The organism is Flavobacterium enshiense (assembly GCF_022836875.1).
GTDB lineage: Bacteria > Bacteroidota > Bacteroidia > Flavobacteriales > Flavobacteriaceae > Flavobacterium > Flavobacterium enshiense_A.
In genome coordinates, this window is record NZ_CP090376.1 from 1,556,792 (window position 1) to 1,575,397 (window position 18,606).

Annotated in this window: 20 protein-coding genes; 7 read left to right on the forward strand and 13 right to left on the reverse strand. The window is 38.2% G+C overall.

Translation table 11 applies throughout. From position 1 onward, the window contains the following. Positions 1 to 27: 27 nt before the first annotated feature. From LZF87_RS06980 to recF, 4 genes are read right to left on the reverse strand one after another with little or no spacing between them, the layout of a single operon-like run. Positions 28 to 645, reverse strand: coding sequence for an FMN-binding negative transcriptional regulator (locus LZF87_RS06980; protein ID WP_244343561.1), 618 nt, complete (start codon positions 643 to 645; stop codon positions 28 to 30). Between the two features lie 30 nt (positions 646 to 675). Continuing rightward, positions 676 to 1,689, reverse strand: coding sequence for a UDP-N-acetylmuramate dehydrogenase (gene murB, locus LZF87_RS06985; RefSeq protein WP_244343564.1), 1,014 nt, complete (start codon positions 1,687 to 1,689; stop codon positions 676 to 678). Between the two features lie 18 nt (positions 1,690 to 1,707). Continuing rightward, positions 1,708 to 2,403, reverse strand: a complete 696-nt coding sequence (locus LZF87_RS06990; protein ID WP_244343567.1) for a thioredoxin domain-containing protein — start codon at positions 2,401 to 2,403, stop codon at positions 1,708 to 1,710. 27 nt (positions 2,404 to 2,430) lie between these two features. Then, entirely contained in the window at positions 2,431 to 3,510 is a 1,080-nt protein-coding gene (gene recF / locus LZF87_RS06995; RefSeq protein ID WP_244343572.1) for a DNA replication/repair protein RecF, read from the reverse strand. A gap of 133 nt (positions 3,511 to 3,643) precedes the next feature. Between recF and LZF87_RS07000 the strand changes: the two genes are divergently transcribed. The 6 genes from LZF87_RS07000 to LZF87_RS07025 all read left to right on the forward strand — a co-directional run bounded on the left by LZF87_RS07000 (position 3,644) and on the right by LZF87_RS07025 (position 9,891). Beyond that, a complete protein-coding gene (locus tag LZF87_RS07000) occupies positions 3,644 to 4,435 on the forward strand; it encodes a tetratricopeptide repeat protein (RefSeq protein WP_244343573.1) in 792 nt (263 codons plus the stop codon). A gap of 69 nt (positions 4,436 to 4,504) precedes the next feature. Beyond that, on the forward strand, positions 4,505 to 5,017 hold the full coding sequence (gene ribH, locus LZF87_RS07005) for a 6,7-dimethyl-8-ribityllumazine synthase (RefSeq protein WP_244343575.1): 513 nt from the start codon (positions 4,505 to 4,507) through the stop codon (positions 5,015 to 5,017). Between the two features lie 204 nt (positions 5,018 to 5,221). Beyond that, positions 5,222 to 7,129 (forward strand): DNA mismatch repair endonuclease MutL, encoded by a 1,908-nt coding sequence (mutL, locus tag LZF87_RS07010; protein WP_244343576.1) that lies wholly within the window; start codon positions 5,222 to 5,224, stop codon positions 7,127 to 7,129. Further along, positions 7,126 to 7,878, forward strand: a complete 753-nt coding sequence (locus tag LZF87_RS07015) for a rhomboid family intramembrane serine protease (RefSeq protein ID WP_244343577.1) — start codon at positions 7,126 to 7,128, stop codon at positions 7,876 to 7,878. Before mutL ends, LZF87_RS07015 begins: the two co-directional genes overlap by 4 nt. A gap of 68 nt (positions 7,879 to 7,946) precedes the next feature. Then, positions 7,947 to 8,816 (forward strand): rhomboid family protein, encoded by an 870-nt coding sequence (locus LZF87_RS07020; protein WP_244343578.1) that lies wholly within the window; start codon positions 7,947 to 7,949, stop codon positions 8,814 to 8,816. Between the two features lie 37 nt (positions 8,817 to 8,853). Then, positions 8,854 to 9,891 carry an endonuclease/exonuclease/phosphatase family protein gene (locus LZF87_RS07025; protein ID WP_244343579.1) on the forward strand — a complete coding sequence of 346 codons (1,038 nt, stop codon included), beginning with the start codon at positions 8,854 to 8,856 and terminating at the stop codon, positions 9,889 to 9,891. Here the strand turns inward: LZF87_RS07025 and LZF87_RS07030 are convergent, their stop codons facing one another. From LZF87_RS07030 to LZF87_RS07070, 9 genes are all read right to left on the reverse strand, one after another. Further along, a complete protein-coding gene (locus LZF87_RS07030; RefSeq protein ID WP_244343580.1) occupies positions 9,892 to 10,503 on the reverse strand; it encodes a WbqC family protein in 612 nt (203 codons plus the stop codon). It lies immediately after the preceding gene. A gap of 75 nt (positions 10,504 to 10,578) precedes the next feature. After that, positions 10,579 to 12,123, reverse strand: a complete 1,545-nt coding sequence (gene lepB / locus LZF87_RS07035; protein WP_244343582.1) for a signal peptidase I — start codon at positions 12,121 to 12,123, stop codon at positions 10,579 to 10,581. Positions 12,124 to 12,257: 134 nt separating this feature from the next. Further along, a complete protein-coding gene (dapB, locus tag LZF87_RS07040; RefSeq protein ID WP_244343584.1) occupies positions 12,258 to 12,959 on the reverse strand; it encodes a 4-hydroxy-tetrahydrodipicolinate reductase in 702 nt (233 codons plus the stop codon). A gap of 10 nt (positions 12,960 to 12,969) precedes the next feature. After that, on the reverse strand, positions 12,970 to 13,542 hold the full coding sequence (locus LZF87_RS07045; protein ID WP_413614299.1) for a DUF5683 domain-containing protein: 573 nt from the start codon (positions 13,540 to 13,542) through the stop codon (positions 12,970 to 12,972). Continuing rightward, the gene (locus LZF87_RS07050; RefSeq protein ID WP_244343586.1) at positions 13,542 to 14,441 is read right to left on the reverse strand and encodes a ParB/RepB/Spo0J family partition protein; all 900 of its coding nucleotides are present in this window, start codon (positions 14,439 to 14,441) and stop codon (positions 13,542 to 13,544) included. Before LZF87_RS07050 ends, LZF87_RS07045 begins: the two co-directional genes overlap by 1 nt. Positions 14,442 to 14,450: 9 nt before the next feature. Continuing rightward, on the reverse strand, positions 14,451 to 15,218 hold the full coding sequence (locus tag LZF87_RS07055) for a ParA family protein (RefSeq protein ID WP_244343588.1): 768 nt from the start codon (positions 15,216 to 15,218) through the stop codon (positions 14,451 to 14,453). A gap of 186 nt (positions 15,219 to 15,404) precedes the next feature. After that, positions 15,405 to 16,286, reverse strand: a complete 882-nt coding sequence (locus LZF87_RS07060; RefSeq protein ID WP_244343591.1) for an SDR family oxidoreductase — start codon at positions 16,284 to 16,286, stop codon at positions 15,405 to 15,407. A 59-nt stretch (positions 16,287 to 16,345) separates the two neighbouring features. After that, positions 16,346 to 16,855 (reverse strand): SRPBCC family protein, encoded by a 510-nt coding sequence (locus LZF87_RS07065; RefSeq protein WP_244343593.1) that lies wholly within the window; start codon positions 16,853 to 16,855, stop codon positions 16,346 to 16,348. Between the two features lie 67 nt (positions 16,856 to 16,922). Then, positions 16,923 to 18,050: a methionine aminotransferase gene (locus LZF87_RS07070; RefSeq protein ID WP_244343597.1), complete on the reverse strand. Its 1,128-nt coding sequence runs from the start codon at positions 18,048 to 18,050 to the stop codon at positions 16,923 to 16,925. A gap of 164 nt (positions 18,051 to 18,214) precedes the next feature. Between LZF87_RS07070 and LZF87_RS07075 the strand changes: the two genes are divergently transcribed. Next, positions 18,215 to 18,535 (forward strand): panthothenate synthetase, encoded by a 321-nt coding sequence (locus tag LZF87_RS07075; RefSeq protein WP_244343604.1) that lies wholly within the window; start codon positions 18,215 to 18,217, stop codon positions 18,533 to 18,535. Positions 18,536 to 18,606: the final 71 nt, after the last annotated feature.

Below are 18,606 nucleotides of genomic sequence, written 5' to 3' on the forward strand. Positions count from 1 at the left end.
ACGTAAAAATTACCTTTCAGATTTGAATTATCGTTTGCGTTCCCGGGCCATTTCACAGGCAATGGTTACGGCGTTTTGGTCTGTGCTTTTTTCCAGTTCCGAAATAATCAGGGCATGGTTTTTATCATCTCGGTTTTGTGAAAGTTTCTTAACGGCTTGGATTTCGGTGATTTCAATTTCAAAAGCCACAAAGCCTTCTGTCTGTTTCATGCTTTCTGCGGAAAGATTCTCAATTCTCACCGGGTTTTTGGAATTGGCTTCGTATTTGTCGACCAGTTTTTTCAAAGCATAAAGCATTTCGTTTCCCTCGATGATTCGTGTTTTGCCATACACGTGAACCGCGATGTAATTCCATGTAGGAACGTTCTCATGGTCGTACCAGGAAGAAGATATGTAGGAGTGTGGACCCGAAAATATTGCCAAAACATCATTGTTGTTCTCAAAGGCTTTCCATTGGGGGTTTTCTTTGGAAATATGTCCGAATAGCACTTCTTTTCCTTGTTGATTGGTTTCCAGTTCCAATGGGATGTGGGTTCCCCAAAGTCTTCCTTCTGTCTGATTTACCAGAACGCCAAAGCTGTTGCTTTTTAAAAAGCTTTTGATTTCGGCTGCGTTTTCGTTTTTGTATAGCTCGGGTATGTACATTTTTAAATTACGAATTATTTAATGAATCAATTAAATAATATTCACTTCCGCTTCTATAGGAATGCCAAATTTCTCCAGCACAGTCTTTTGTATTTCTTTTGATAAATTGAAGATTTCCTGACCGGTAGCGTTTCCGTAGTTTACCAAAACCAAGGCTTGTAATTTATGTACCCCGGCATCTCCAAAACGTTTTCCTTTGAAACCGGCCTGTTCGATTAACCAACCGGCTGGGACTTTTACTTCGTTTTCGCCAACGGTATAGTGAGGCATGTCAGCATGTTCGGCATGGGCTTTTTCGTAAAGTTCTTTAGCTACAATCGGGTTTTTGAAGAAACTTCCGCTGTTGCCCAGTTCTTTTGGATCTGGTAATTTACTCTGACGAATGGCAATCACCGCATTGCTGACATCCTTAATGGAAGGATTGGTAATGTTGTGTTTGGCTAATTCGCCGTCAATGGCACCGTATGATGTGTTGATTTTATGATTTTTCTTCGTCAGTTTATAAACAACTGAAGTGATAACATACTGGTCTTTTGCCTCGTTTTTGAAGATGCTTTCGCGGTATCCAAATTGGCATTCTTCATTGGTAAACGTATGTATTTCCTGGGTGTCAATTTTCATGGCTTCGCAGGAAACCATGGTGTCTTTGATTTCTGTTCCGTAAGCACCAATGTTTTGGATAGGAGTAGTGCCGACATTTCCGGGGATTAATGACATATTTTCGATGCCTCCGAAATTCTGTTCCAGATTCCACAATACAAACTCGTGCCAATTTTCACCTGCATTTCCCTGAACCCAAACAAAATCATCGTCTTCTTTCAGGACTTTTTGGCCTTTTAGATTGATGTGAACCACCAAAGCATCAATGTCTTTTGTTAGAAGCATGTTGCTTCCGCCGCCCAGGATGAACAGTTTTTCGTTTTTGTGCTCCTTTAAAATTTGAGCTAATTCATCAGTATTGGTAACTTCTACGAATGATTTTGCTTTGGCTTCGATGCCAAATGTGTTGTAATTTTTAAGTGAAAAATTGTGTTCTATCTGCATTGAATCTAAGGCTTTTAATTACTTAAGCTGTGCTTTTAACTCCTCTTCCGATACAAAACCTTTTTTCTTCCAGGTTTCTTTACCGTCTTTAAAGACAATGACTACCGGAAGTTCCTGATAGCCTAATTCATTGAAAAGGGCTTTGTTTTTATCGGCATCCACTCGAATTATTTTGGCTTTTCCTTGATATTCTTTTTCCATTTTGGTCAGATACGGAGCCATTTTTTTACAAGGGCCGCACCATTCCGCATAAAAATCAATTACAACCGTTTTATCGGAAGCAATTAGTTTTTCGTAATCGGTTTTGGTCATTCCTGCATCTGCTATTTTCTGGCTTTTTGGATGCGCTTCACTCCATTTCATGTAACCTCCGTCCATATTGTAAACGGTTGTAAAGCCCATATCTTTCAATTTGTCGGCTGCTTTTTTGCTTCGTCCTCCAACCAAGCAGTATACAAATACAGGTTTTGATTTGTCAAGTTTCTGAACTTCGGTTTCAAATGAATTTCCGTTCCAGTCGATGTTTTTGGCTTTATCCAAATGTCCTTCGGTATATTCTCCGACTGTTCTTACATCGAGTAACTGTGCATTCTCGGTAGCGCTTAATTTGGTTTCAAAATCGGCAACAGAAATTGTTTCTGCATTTTGACCTTTACTGCAGTTGCTGAAAAATAAAGCGATTGTAAGTATTGCTAAAATTTTTATTGTTTTCATTTTACTGTGGTATTTATATATGCAAATTTACAAATTAAATAGCTTATATGATTGATGGGTGGATTTTACGATGTTTTCGGTGCGTTCCGGATGTGTGTCGGAAATAAATAATTGTCCGAATGTTTCGTTGTTTACCATTTCCACGATTTTGCTCACGCGGGTTTCGTCCAGTTTGTCGAAAATATCATCGAATAATAATATAGGTAAGAAGCCGCTCTGCTTTTTGATGAATTCGAACTGCGCTAGTTTCAGGGCAATCAGAAATGATTTCTGCTGGCCTTGGGAACCGAATTTCTTTATCGGGAATGAATCGATTTCAAACGACAGATCGTCTTTGTGAATACCTACGCTGGTGTATTGTAGTACGCGGTCCTTGGCTAGGTTTTCCTCGAAAAGTTTTAACAGGGGTTTCTCTGAAAGCTGACTCTGATATACGATTTGTACCGTTTCTGCCGAATCGGTAATGGCTTGATGATGTTGATTGAAAATAGGAATAAAATCTTCCAGAAATTGTTTCCTTTTTTCAAAAATTGACGTTCCCAAACTGTCGAGCTGTTCGTTGTATATGGACAGCGTGTCGTTGTCAAAAGTTTGGTTGGCAGCGAAATATTTCAGTAAGGCATTGCGTTGTGCAACTATTTTTTGGTACTGAATCAACTGTTGCAGGTAGGTGTTGTCGAGTTGTGAGATAACGCTGTCGATAAATTTTCTGCGGGTTTCGCTTCCTTCAATAATCAAATCCTGATCGGAAGGAGAGATAATCACTAAAGGGATAAGTCCGACATGTTCCGAAAAACGTTCGTAGGATTTGTTGTTGCGTTTCAGGATTTTTTTCTGTCCTTTTTTCAGGCTGCATACAATTTGTTCAGCGCGTTGGTTTTTTTCGAAGACGCCGTCAACCACAAAAAACTCTTCTCCGTGTTTGATATTTTGAACTGCCAATGGGTTAAAATAGCTTTTCCCGTAAGCCAGATGATAAATGGCATCCAGAATATTGGTCTTTCCGATGCCGTTTTTCCCTACAAAGCAATTGATTTTTGCATCGAAGTCAAATGTTGCTTCGGCAATATTCTTGTAATTGAAAAGGGAAAGTTGTTTCAGGTGCACTTGAAATCCGAATTATCTCCTAAAATTTATAGCCTTTTTTAAGGTGGGTGCAAATTATTGAAAAATATCGATAAAAAGGATTTTCATATATGAATAAAAATTTTATTTTTGCCGTTCATTAAATTAAAAATAGATGGCAACATATAACAAAAGAGGGTATAAAGCTCCAAAACCAAAAGACGAAGCAGTTGTAGAACAAGTTGATGTTGATGTATTAGACAGCGTCAAAGAGGAAGATAGTGCAACGGCTGAGGTATTTAATACTTTGGATGAAAGTGCTAACAAGCTTGAAAATTGGGTTGCTAAAAATCAAAAATATATTTTCGGAGTTGTAGGTGCTATTGGTTTGGCGGCTGCAGTGTATTTGGTATATGATAAGTTTATTGTTGAGCCAAAAGAAAATGAGGCTGCCAATGAAATGTTCCAGGCACAGCAATATTTCCAACAAGCGGTAGATGGTCAAACAGCTAACGATTCTTTGTATAACCTTGCTTTAAAAGGTGGTGAAGGAAAATTAGGTTTCATCGGAATTGCAGATAGTTATTCTGGAACTAAAGCGGCTAACCTTGCACATTACTATGCAGGTATGGCTTATTTAAATACAGGTAAGTTCAAAGAAGCGGTTGAGCAATTAGAGCAATTTAAATCAGACGATATGTTCTTGAAAGCGATTTCTATCGGAGCTATTGGTGATGCTTACTCAGAATTAGGCCAGAAAGAAAATGCTTTAAGTCAGTACCAAAAAGCAGCTGATGCTAATGTAAATGAATTTACTACGCCAAGATATTTATACAAAGCTGGTCAATTGTCTTTAGAGATGGGTAAAAAAGCAGAAGCTTTAAAATTCTTTACTCAAATCAAAGAAAAATATGAAACTTCTCAGGAAGGAGCTACTATTGATGCAATGATTGCAATGGTTGAGTAAATTGAAGGCAGCGGGTAGAATTTAGAATTCAGTTTCTTTTTTCTAACTTCTGATTTCTAAATTAAAATTATGGCAACAGAAAATAAAAATTTATCAAATTACGATAAAAACACAATCCCAAACGCGAAAGATTTTCGGTTTGGGATTGTTGTTTCAGAATGGAACGATAAAATCACGGAAGGATTGTATTCCGGAGCCGAAGCGGCACTTTTAGATTGCGGTGCACTTCCGGAAAACATTATTCGTTGGAACGTGCCCGGCAGTTTCGAACTGGTATACGGTGCGCAGCGAATGATTGTAACGCAGGAAGTTGATTGTGTCATTACAATCGGCTGTGTTATTAAAGGGGAAACGATGCATTTCGAATTTGTATGCGAAGGTGTTACGCAAGGCATCAAGGATTTGAACGTGCAAACCGATGTTCCGGTAATATTCTGTCTTTTAACCGATAATAACGAACAGCAATCCATTGACAGAAGTGGAGGAAAACACGGAAATAAAGGTACGGAAGCAGCTATTGCAGCAATTAAGATGGCTGATTTGAGAAGAAATAGCGGTCGTGAGGCGACCATTCAAAATTAGTAAGTGGCATAAACGGCGTTCGAGTTTTTTGAATGTAAAAATCGATGTTGTTTATCATGGAGATTGATATTGAAAAAACCTATTCGAAAGAGTAGGTTTTTTTGTTTTTTATGATTCTGTTGGGTAGAATAACAGAAACCTTTTGCTTAAATTTGTAAACATGGGCTCCCTTATAATCCATAACTTTTAACTTACTTATTTTCAATGTCAAGCATAATTCAATTACTACCCGATCACGTTGCGAATCAGATTGCTGCCGGAGAAGTTGTGCAGCGACCAGCGTCTGTGGTGAAAGAATTGGTGGAAAACGCAGTTGATGCCGGTGCTACCGAAATCAAACTTATAGTAAAAGATGCGGGAAAAACACTGATTCAGGTAATTGATAACGGAAAAGGAATGTCGGTTACCGACGCACGTTTGTGTTTCGAACGCCATGCAACTTCCAAAATCCGTCAGGCGGAAGATTTATTTTCACTGCACACGAAAGGATTTCGCGGAGAGGCATTGGCTTCCATCGCGGCAATTGCCCATGTAGAGCTGAAAACCAAACAGGATCAGGAAGAATTAGGTACGCACATTGTTATTGAAGGGAGTAAGTTTGTCTCTCAGGATGTGGCTGTGTTGCCTAGGGGTACTTCATTTTCGGTAAAAAATTTATTTTTTAATATTCCGGCACGACGCAATTTCTTAAAGTCCGATACGGTGGAATTTCGTCATATTGTGGACGATTTTGAACGTGTGGCTTTGGCACATCCGAATATTCATTTCATGCTTTATCATAACGGCAGTGAAATGTTTAATTTGCCGCAATCCAATCTGCGTCAGCGTATTGTGAACGTTTTCGGAGGTAAGACCAATGAAAAGCTGGTTCCTGTTACGGAAAGTACTGAAATAATGGGGATTCAGGGATTTGTGGGTAAACCCGAATTTGCCAAAAAGAATAAAGGAGAGCAGTTTTTCTTTGTCAACGACCGATTTATCAAGAGTCCATACCTGCATCATTCGATAATGGCGGCTTATGAAGGTTTGTTGAAAGACGGAAGTCAGCCGAGTTATTTCTTATATCTCGATGTACCTCCACATACGATAGATATCAATATCCATCCGACCAAAACCGAAATCAAATTTGATGACGATCAGGCGATGTATGCCATTTTAAGATCGTCCATCAAACACAGTTTAGGGCAATTCAATGTGGCTCCGGTTTTGGATTTCGAAAGAGATTCCTCCCTAGATGTTCCATACGATTATAAAGAAAAGGAAAGTGAATTTCCTTTAATTCAGGTAGATGCCAATTTTAATCCGTTTACTACGGAAACTGATACTCCTTCGAGGTCGTTTTCATCCTCTTCGGGAGGTTCACATTCTTTTGGATCAGGTGGGTCAAGCTATAGTTCAGGATATAAAAAGCAGGAAAGCAGCGCAAGTTGGGAGAGTCTGTATGTTGGTTTGAAAACCGCTACGGAAGAAATAGACTTGGGTGAAATCCAGTTTGAAAGCGAAGAAGTAACCGGATCACTATTTGACGATGCCGAAGCGGAATCGGCAGGGAACCGTACGTATCAGATTCATAAAAAATATATTGTCAGTCCGATTAAATCCGGAATGATGATTTTGTATCAGGAGCGGGCGCACCAGCGTATTTTATACGAACAATTTCTAACTAATATAACGATACATCACGCTGCAAGTCAGCAGTTGCTCTTTCCTTTGGAATTGCATTTTTCGCAATCGGAAATGGCTATGATTAAAGAATTGAGGTCTTCTTTGGAAAATACAGGTTTTGTTTTTGACGCCATGACTTCCGAAATTCTCGTTATCTCCGGGCTGCCTGTTAATGTTGCAGAAAGCGAAGTGAACGGGCTTTTGGAAGAATTAATCCGTGATTTACAGGGCGAACTTCCGGAGAGCAGTTTCAGTCAAAGCGACCGTATTGCAAAATCGATGGCACGAAGCCTTTCGGTGAAAACCGGAACTTATTTAACTGAAAAAGAACAGGAAAACATCGTAAATTCGTTATTTGCATGCAAAGACCCAAATGTTTCCCCTTTTAATAAACCTACTTTCATTACTATGGGTGTGGAAGATTTAGACAAACGTTTTGCCGTATGATGAACATGACCGAAACTGTTAAACAGTTGATTATTATTAACGTGCTTCTTTATGTGGGTACAATTATGGTTCCCGCGGCTTTGGATTTCCTGCCAATGTTCTATTTTGAAAACCCGAGTTTCAAAGTGTGGCAGGTAATAACGCACATGTTCATGCACGCACCGTTTCCTAATTTTATGCATGTTTTGTTTAACATGTTTGCATTGTATTCTTTCGGAAGTTCTTTGGAACATTTTTGGGGAGGAAGAAAATTTTTGTTTTTTTACATTTCATGTGGATTGGGAGCAATGCTCCTTCATAATGCTATAAATTACTTTGCGTTTCATTCTATTTATGATACAATGATTAATTCAGGGCTAAAACCGAGTGAAATCAGTTCGTTCTTAGATACAGGTTCGATTAAATATAATGCTGAATTGATACGACAAAGTGATTTGCAATCGATTTTAGAAATTTATAATGGACGAATGTTAGGGGCTTCCGGCGCCATTTACGGACTTTTGGTTGCTTTTGCATTCATGTTTCCTAATGCAGGTCTGGCGCTTATCTTTTTACCAGTGCCCGTGAAAGCAAAATATTTCGTGCCGGGGTTATTATTGCTGGATTTGTTCCTGGGCGTTAAAGGGAATTCTATTTTTGGAGGCGGTACGGGAATAGCCCATTTTGCTCATATTGGTGGTGCGATAATAGGATTTATAATGATGTCATATTGGAAGAAAAACCAGTTTAATAACAATCGATGGAATTAATCCGTAGGGAAGTTTTAGATTAACAAGACTCAGTTAGTAGATACAATATTTAAATCATACTTTTAAGGATGAATATTATAGACGATTTTAAATTGCAGTATAAAGCAGGGGATATCACTCAGAAACTTATTTTCTGGAATGTGGGTATTGCGTTGCCTTTTTTTGTTATACAATCATTTTTCCCGTCTTTGTTTGAGATTCTGAAGACTTGGCTTTGTTTATCTTCCGACATTAATACCGCTGTCCTGAAACCTTGGACATTCATTACCTATGCTTTTTTACATGCTGATTTTTGGCATCTGTTGTTTAATATGATTGTGCTGAATTTCACCAGCCGTTTATTTTTGACCTATTTTACCCAAAAGCAATTGTTTGGCGCTTATTTACTGGCCGCCATTTTTGCAGGGTTGGTTTTTGTGCTTACAGATTTGTTCCTACAACAGAATACGATTCTGGTTGGCGCCTCCGGTGCTATTATGGCAGTGCTGATTGCCGCTGCGACTTATGCTCCTTTTTCGGAAATCAGGTTGTTGTTAATCGGGAATGTAAAATTATGGCACATTGCTTTGGTTTTATTGGCTTTGGATCTGATACAGGTTCCCATGAATAATACAGGTGGACATCTGGCACATATGGGAGGATCACTGTTTGGTTTTATATACATTAAAACATTGCAACGTGGGACTGATATGAGCAAAATTGTATCTAAAGTTATTGATTATTTTGTTTCTTTGTTTTCCCCAAGAAGAACAACTCCGTTTAAAAAAGTGCATAAAAATGTCACACCACAATACAAAAAGAATACCGGTACAATAATTGACAAAAACAGTACTCAGAAGAAAATAGATGAGATTTTGGATAAGATCAGTAAATCGGGTTACGATAGTCTGTCTAAAGAAGAGAAAGATTTTTTGTTCAAGGTAGGGAATAACAAATAGCAAGTGTTTAATAATCTGTGCAGACAGTTTTCAATTAATGAAAAACTTATCGTGGTTAAATAAAATAGTCTTTTTTTTCAATATCATCCTGATGATATTGACTTTTGTGGCTTATCTGCTTCCTTTCCTGGCACCAAAGATGTTTCCTTTTTTATCGGTGTTGACATTGATACTGCCTTTGATGCTGATACTTAATGGCATCTTTCTATTCTATTGGGGAATCCAGTTGAAGAAACAGGTTTTTCTTTCGGCTGTTGTTTTATTAATCGGGATTACTTTTTTTAATAAGTTTTATAAATTTTCCGGAAAAGACCTGATTGTAGAGGAAAATGATTTCTCGGTTATGAGTTATAACGTTCGTCTTTTCAATGTTTTTGAATGGATGAGCAAGCAGAACATCCCGGAAGATATTGCCGATTTTATCGCTTCTCAGAATCCTGATATTTTGTGTATTCAGGAATATTCCACATCAGTTAAATTAGATTTAAGAGCCTACAAATACAAGTATATCCTGATGCAGGGGGATAATATCCGCACTGGGCAGGCTATTTTTTCAAAATTTCCGATGATAGATAAAGGGGAGATTGATTTTCCGAATTCCGACAACAATGTGATTTTTGCGGATATTAAAATGAGACGCGATACGATTCGTGTGTACAGCATTCATTTGCAGTCTACTAAGATTAGTCCGGATATCAATGAGAAGATTGATGAGGCTAAGTCAAAGAAGATTTTCCGCCGTATGAGTGAAGCTTTTGCCGAGCAGCAAGTACAGTCGGAGTTAATAAAAGAACATAAAACCGATTGCCATTATCCGATAATTGTCTGTGGAGATATGAACAACAGCGCTTTTTCGTATGTGTATCGCAATATTAAAGGCAATATGAAAGATGCTTTCGAAGAAGCTGGTGAAGGATTTGGGAAAACATATGATTTTGAATTTTACCCTACCAGAATCGATTATATTTTAGTCGATAAGGCCTTTGAGGTGAAGAATTTCAAGAACTTTGACAACTTCGTCAATTCTGATCATTTTCCGATTACCACCCGACTTATGCTGAAGCCGGAAGAGTAATTACAAAACCTGATTTTTAAGATAATCCATTGCGTAACGGCCTTCATTAAACAACAAATCCAAAATGCTTAAGTTGTTTATAAAGCCGTGTTTTTCCTCGAAAACCTGTGTGTAAGGTTCGAAAACAGAAGTGTCTTTCTTTCCGTTGGCCAAAGAACGAAAATCGGTCAAACCATTGGCATCGTGAAAATATTCAGTCGTTTTTTCGAAGTTGAATTTAGCTCCCAGGCATTCGTTTATGATCTCGATAGTCTGGAAGTTTAAGTCCATCATAAAATCGTGTTTCTTTTCAAAAATTGGTCTGATGTCGTCTTCGAAATACTCGAAAAAAGGCGAAGTTCTATAGGCTGCTTCTAAGGATTTGAAATGGTTTTTTTGCCAGTTAAAATCATTTTCAACGCGTACATCTTTAAATTTTTGGTTTGCTGTCGAACCGTGCTTAACAGGGATATTCAACATCTGTATTCCGTTTGGCGAATAAATATACATCCTGTTACGATTGGTTTGTTTCTGGAAATTATCTTCCATTTCAAATGTAATAGTGTCTGCTTTTACCATCGCTACAAAATGACTGATGGAGGGAAAGTAGGTGGGATGTATTAAGATGTCCATTTTTGTATATCCTTATTTTTTTAGAGCTTGCAGCAGATTATTCAATCTGCTGCAAGCTCTAAATTATATATTCATTTATGCTCTTTTCTTTGCCTGTCTCTTTTTGTAAAAATTATAGCCGAAATAGCCTAAAAGCAGCAACATGAAATACTTGAAATACGAAACAGGTTGCCCATCACCACCAACAGTGGTAAATAATCGTTCCCAACGGATTTTATCAATAGCCTTACTCCATGGAACGTTTTGATCTAAACTCATCCAGATGAATACCGGTTTTCCTACGATATGATCCGCAGGAACAAATCCCCAATATCTCGAATCTTCCGAGTTGTGACGGTTGTCTCCCATCATCCAATAGTAATCCTGTTTGAAAGTGTAATTTTTAGCAATTTGTCCGTTGATTCGTATATCATTACCGGTTACTTTTAAATCGTGGTGCTCGTACTCGGTTATGATTCTTTTATAAAAAGGTAGTGTCTCGGCATTCAATTCTACTGTTTTTCCTTCTTTCGGAATGTAAATCGGACCTAAATTGTCCTGGCTCCATGCTTGCGTATGTGGGAAGATTCGTTTGTCTGCCGTTTTATCGATAATTCGAGTCACGGAAGTAATACCTGGAGTGTTTTTTAATCGCAAAGCACTTTCAGATGTTAAGGCGCTGAATAAAATAGTGTCCTTCGCAGTCTGTCCGGCAGGATCGGTAATGTTTAACTCTTTTAAAAGATATTCAAAGTTGATAGGCGTTTGACCATCAATGGAAATTTTGTATGAATATTGTGGCTTTGCTCTTTCCGGAAGCACCAGTTCTTTTTCGTCAATAAAAATAATACCGTCTTTGATAGATAAATTATCGCCAGGTGTTCCTACACAACGTTTTACGTAGTTTGATTTTTTATCGATTGGTTTGTCGGCTCTTCTCCCGGAACGGTCAAAAAATCGATACACTGTATCGGCTGGCCAGTTGAATACCACAATGTCGTTACGTTTAATTTTTTGTGCACCTGGAAAACGGAAATTTGGTAATTGCGGCCATTTCGAATAAGATTTTACTCCTGCCACCGGGATAGAGTCGTGAACCATTGGAGCAGCAATGGCAGTCATGGGTGTTCTGGCTCCGTAATGAAATTTACTAACGAATAAAAAGTCGCCAATTAACAATGATTTTTCAAGGGATGATGAAGGAATTGTAAAAGGCTGTATGAAATAGGTGTGGACCAATGTCGCCACAATTACAGCAAAAAGTAAGGAACTTACTGTGTTCTCTTTCTTTACAGCGTTTTTGTTCGGAATATAGGTCACATTCTGAGTGTAGTTGATGTAGTAAATGTAGAAACCTAGAGTCACTACTCCTAAAGCTGTGTCAATGTCGGATTTTTTTCCGAAGGCTTTCAGGGTTTCTACCCATATAACCGGAAACATAATCAGGTTTACAATCGGGATAAACAACAAAATAGTCCACCAGGTTGGACGGTCAATGATTTTCATCAAAACGATGGCATTGTAAACAGGAATAGCGGCTTCCCATTTTTTTCGGCCTGCCTTCTCGTATAATTTCCATGTTCCTAAAAAATGTACAACTTGAATGATTAGGAAAAAAATAAACCATTGTACTAGCGTCATAATCTGGTTGTTTTTTGTTCGTTTATTTAATTGATCGGGTTATTCAGTTATTTGCCGGTTTGTTGATTTAGAATCATCTTTTTATGATTCCGATTTTTAACAATCCATTAATTCTAAATAATCGAATCGTCTGATTATTTTAAATTTAAAACGTCTTTCATGGTGAAAACACCTTTTTTGTCTTGAATCCACTCGGCAGCAACAACGGCCCCTAATGCAAAACCTTCGCGGCTATGTGCTGTGTGTTTTATTTCAATCTGATCTACAACAGAATCGTAAAAAATACTGTGTGTACCAGGTATATTTTCGATGCGTTTTGCTTCGATATGAATTTGGTCAGCACCTGGTTGTTCTAACGTCCAAGAGGAATAATCTGAATTTTCAATAATTCCTTCAGCCAATGTAATTGCCGTTCCGCTTGGTGCATCCAGTTTCTGAGTATGGTGTATTTCTTCCATGGAAACCTTGTATTCTTCCAGGTTAGCCATCATTTTTGCTAAATAATTATTCAGTTCAAAGAAGATATTAACTCCTAAACTGAAATTGGAACCATAAATAAAAGCTCCATTTTTTTCTTTGCACAACGCTACCATTTCGTCATATTGCTCCAACCAGCCTGTAGTTCCGGATACAACCGGTACATTAGTAGCAAAACATTGTGAAATGTTACTTACTGCTGCAGTTGGAACACTAAAATCGATAGCAACATCGGCATTTTCCAATCCGTCGTAAGTGTCGCCGTGGTCTTTTCGAAGAACAACTTCGTGACCTCTTTCTAAAGCAATACGTTCGATTACTTTACCCATTTTTCCGTAGCCTAAAAGTGCAATTTTCATGATGTTCAGATTAGAATTTATAATTCAGTGTCAAACCGACATTTTGTTTGTAATTGATTTCGTTTTGATAGATGTCCGGACGAACTGTAAGATTTTCGTTTACGTTGAACTGCATCAAGTGCGCGTCAACATTAGCGTCTACGATGTTTAAGATGTAAATGCCAATAGTGATGAAAGCCGATAAATCACGGTTTCTTCTGTAAAATTTCTGCCCTTCGATCAGACGGTTATTGTCTAACGGACCATAATAAGGATCGTCGTCCTGATAATGTGAAGTACCGTTTAACCGGTCTTTATATTCGTTGCGGAATTCCTGATATTTTTTATTGTTGTCTACATAAAAATAAATACTGGTTGCAAGTCCGGCATAAATAATGGGGACTTTCCAGTATCTTTTGTTGTAAGCCTGTCCCAATCCCGGAACCAATGCCGAGTAAAAAGCGGCTTTGGCAGGAGCAAGAACGTCAATTTGATCCGATTTAACAGAGTCTTTGGCGATCAGCAGCGGAGCTTCCGTTTGAGAGAGAACTGTTTGCGATGTAAAGAACAGTGAGAAAAAGAATATTAGAAGTAACCTATTCACTATCCGTTAATTAGTTTTAAGATTCTGTTGAAATCTTCTTCAGAATGGAATGGAATCGTAATTTTCCCTTTTCCGTTAGCAGCCACTTTTACATCAACTTTCGCACCGAAGAAATTTGTAATGGTTTTTTTCTTATCAGCATCAACATCAAAAGAAGTTCCTTTCGGAGCCTTAGCCGGAGCGGGTTTTAAACTTTCGTGATAGGCTTTAACCAACGCTTCAGTTTCACGAACGGAAAGATTTTGGCTGACAATTTTCTGGTAGATATCGGTTTGTACGTCAAGGTCTTCAACGTTGATAATGGCACGACCGTGTCCCATAGTGATAAATCCGTCACGGATACCGGTTTGGATAATTGGGTCTAACTTTAATAAACGCAGATAGTTGGCAATCGTAGAACGTTTTTTACCAACGCGGTCACTCATTTGTTCCTGAGTCAACTGAATTTCGTCAATTAATCTTTGGTATGACAAAGCGATTTCAATCGGATCCAAATCATGGCGCTGGATGTTTTCCACCAAGGCCATTACCAGTGAATCGTTATCGTTCGCAAGGCGGATATAGGCAGGAACCGTTTTTAAACCGATTAATTTTGAAGCACGTAAACGACGCTCTCCGGAAATTAACTGGTATTTGTTGAAGTCTGTTTTTCTTACCGTAATAGGTTGGATAACACCTAATTCACGGATCGATGATGCCAATTCCTGAAGTGATTCTTCATTGAAATTGGTTCTGGGTTGAAACGGATTGATTTCAATCGCGTCTACGTCAAGCTCAATAATATTTCCGACAACTTTGTCCGCATTTTTGTCCTCAACCGATTTGATATCGTTTTCAGGATCTTTTAATAACGCCGATAATCCTCTTCCTAATGCCTGTTTTTTTATCGCTTTTGTCATAAAATAGTATTAGTTGCTGTTTTTCTTGATTATTTCTTCCGCTAAGCTCAGGTAATTGGTAGCCCCTTTACTTGTTGCATCATAATTGATGATGCTTTCGCCGAAACTCGGAGCTTCACTCAATTTGATATTTCTTTGGATGATGGTTTCAAAAACCATATTGTTGAAGTGCTTTTGTACTTCTTCCACCACCTGGTTTGATAGACGCAGACGCGAATCGTACATCGTCAGCAATAAACCTTCGATGTCCAGTTCCGGATTGTGGATTTTCTGTACACTCTTGATGGTATTCAACAGTTTACCAAGACCTTCCAATGCAAAATACTCGCACTGAATAGGGATAACAACAGAATCCGCTGCGGTTAATGCATTTAGTGTCAGTAATCCTAAAGAAGGAGCACAGTCAATAATGATGTAATCGTATTTTTCTTTTACGCTTTCCAATGCTTGTTTCAGCATGTATTCGCGGTTTTCTTTGTCTACCAACTCAATTTCGATAGCAACAAGGTCAATATGCGCCGGAATCAACGAAACATTTGGAGCCGAGCATTCCATTGTAGCTTCGTCGGGTGTGTTGCTGTGTTCCAGAATCTGGTATGTTCCTACTTCTACGGTTTCAACATCTATTCCTAATCCGGATGATGCATTTGCCTGAGGATCAGCATCAATTAAAAGAACTTTCTTTTCTAAAACGCCTAAAGAAGCCGCTAAGTTAACTGAAGTTGTAGTTTTTCCAACGCCACCTTTTTGATTGGCTATCGCAATGATTTTCCCCATTTTTTCTTCTCAAATTTTGAAGCGTAAAAATACAATTTATTATGGTTTATGAAAATGTTATTTGTTAACAATGTTCTAAAGTTAATACTTAGGAGTTTTTAGCTAAGTGTTTACAAGATGTAAAAAGAAAAAGGACGAAAATTTTCGCCCTTTTATAACTGTCAACATCCAACTTTTTTCTGTTAACTATTTACTTCCTTTCGACTTAATCATCATTTCCAACATATCCCATAATTCGGTGGGAACCTGTTCCAATAAATTAAATTGACCGGCTCCTTGTAACCACTCTCCACCATCAATGGTAATGACTTCACCGTTGATATAGGCAGAAAAATCCGAAACCAGATAGGCTGCCAAATTGGCCAGTTCCTGATGGTCACCCACACGTTTTAGCGGCACTTTTTTAGCTAAATCGAATTTCTCTTTTAAGTCACCAGGTAATAAACGGTCCCATGCGCCTTTGGTAGGGAAGGGGCCTGGTGCGATAGCGTTCATTCTGATGCCATATTTTGCCCATTCTACAGCCAAACTGCGTGTCATGGCCAAAACTCCGGCTTTTGCTGTGGCGCTTGGAACGACATAAGCAGAACCCGTCCAGGCATAAGTAGTTACTATATTTAATACGTTGGTATTGGTTTGTTTGTTTTCAATCCAGTGCTTGCCAAAAGCCAATGTACAGTTTTTTGAACCTTTTAAAACGATATCAATAATAGTGTCCCAGGCATTGGCTGATAATCGCTCGGTCGGAGAGATAAAATTCCCGGCGGCATTGTTCAGCAGGACATCTACTTTTCCGTAAGCTTTCAAGACTTCTGCTAACATGGCTTCCACCTGATCGTAATGGCGTACATCACATTGAACGGCAAGACAATTTCCGTTGGTTTCCGATTCTAATTCTTTGGCTGTGGTTTGCAGTTTTTCCAGATCTCGGGAGGTGATAGCGACTTTTGCACCCAATTCCATAAAATATCGGGTCATGGCTTTTCCCAATCCGCTTCCGCCTCCTGTTACTACAATAACCTTGTCTGCCAATGCGTTATCGCGTAGCATTTTTGCTGAAAAATTCATAATGTCAGTTTTTTAGAATCGTAAAGATAATTAAAAATGCTATGCTTGCATAATAAGTATTAATTTTTGAGCAGGTAGTCTTCCAAACGGTCAAATGTACCTTTGAAGCCTAATTCCATGTTTTCATGGTTTTCCCCAAAGGTTCTTATTTCCGTATCGGATGCATTATATGGGGCTATTATTAGGGTTACGGTAGTTATTCCGTTGTCTTCTTCAAGTGTAAGGATGTTGAACATTTCCAACGGCCAGGTTTCATTGAAAGGGGCACGGATAACCCCGACGTTTTCATCGGAAAAACAATTCAGGAATTCTATTTTTTTATTGGGTATGATTTCTTTGTATATAAATCTGCCCCACATTTTAAGTGTGTCGGGCGACTCTATGCAATAATGACAGAAACCTAGTGGACGGAAATCAAAATTAATCACGCTGGTAGAAAAACCTGCCGGTCCCCACCATTGTTCGAAACGTTCTGCTTCCGACCACGCTTTGAAAACAAGATTTTTTGGGGCTTTAAAATCTCTTGAAATGACAAGCTTGTTGTCAATGTAAAGATTGTGGTGCGACATGGTTATATTTTTTTTTGTTAATATAAAGTTAAAAAAAAATATTACAAAATGTTATTTTTTAAGTATTTTAAACCTTTTTGAGTTTTTTTGCGGCTTCGATAAGCGTCTCATCGGTTTTGGCAAAACAAAATCGTAATACGTTTCTGTTGGTACCGTCTTTGTAAAAAACCGATAGCGGAATGGCTGCCACACCATGTTTTGTTATTAGCTCTCTTGAAAAATCCACATCGTTCTGTTTACTGATACTCTGATAGTTTACCAACTGGAAATAGGTACCGTCGCAGGGCAACAATTCGAATCGGCTGTCTTTTATCAGTTCCCTGAATAAATCACGTTTCTGAAGGTACATTTTCGAAATCGCATTAAAATCGACAATGTCAAGATACTCGGAAATGATATGTTGGGAAAAACTATTCACACTAAAAACCAAAAACTGGTGTACTTTTTTAATTTCGTTCATCAGGTTTTCAGGTGCTATCAGATAACCTATTTTCCAACCGGTTACATGCAGTGATTTTCCGAAAGATGAGGCAATAATAGTCCGATTGATTAATTTCGACCGTGTGTGAAATGAAATATGAGGCTTTGAAAATGAAATGTATTCGTATACTTCATCCCCTAAAATCAGTATCTGTGAGTGTTTTTCGAGCAACAATTCCAAGGTCTCAAATTCAGATTCGGTCCAGATTCGTCCCGTCGGATTATGCGGGTTGTTAATGATGATCATTTTGGTCTTTGGGGAAATTGCGTCTTCGATTCGGTTAAAGTCGGGTGAATAGTCATCGTTTAACGAAATGCGAACCGGAATTCCGCCAGCCATGATCACTGATGGTTCATAGCTGTCGTAACTTGGATCTAAAAGAATCACCTCTTCTCCTTTGTTTACAAACGTATTTATTGCGGTATAAATTCCCTGAGTGGCACCGGCAGTTATCAGTAATTCTGTTGAACTGTTGATGTTTCTATGATAATACTGAAAAGTCAATTTGCCGATTTTTTCCATTAAAGAAGGTAAACCAGCCATCGGTGTATATTGATGTATATTTCCGCGTACGAGTCGTTCGGAAATTTGCAACAGACGTTCGTCTGCCGGAAAATTTGGGAACCCTTGCGATAAATTTATGGCACTGTGTTCATTTGCCAATTGCGACATTACAGAAAAAATACTGGTTGTTACGTTAGGTAATTTGGACATAAGAGAAAATTTGAAATGTAAATGTAGTTATTTTTTGGAGCAACACTATAGGCATTTTTTTAACGTTGTTTTTTATCTTTTTGACAATAAGTAGGTTAATTATGGTTATTTTGATAATGATTATTTCGTAACTTTAAGTAAGTAATTTTTTAAATTTCAACGTCATGAAAATGTTAGTCAATATTATTCTGCCTATAGAGCCGTTTAACTCGCTCGTGAGAAGTGGTAAAGCAAGTGAAATTTTAGGTCGTATCATTGACGACATAAAGCCTGAAAGTATTTATTTTACGGAAATAGAAGGGAATCGTGCTGCATCAATGATTGTAGAGATTTCAGAGGCCTCCCAGATTCCGGTCGTAGCTGAGCCGTGGTTTTTGAATTTTGAAGCTGCCTGTGAATTCAAACCTGTCATGACTCCCGATGATTTGATGAGGGCAGACTTAGACAAACTTGCCGCCAAATGGTATGATGTCCATCTGTTGTAGAAAAAGCGATAAAGAGAAAAAGAGCCACTCTCATATGATGAAGTGGTTTTTTTATGTCCAATTATGAAATG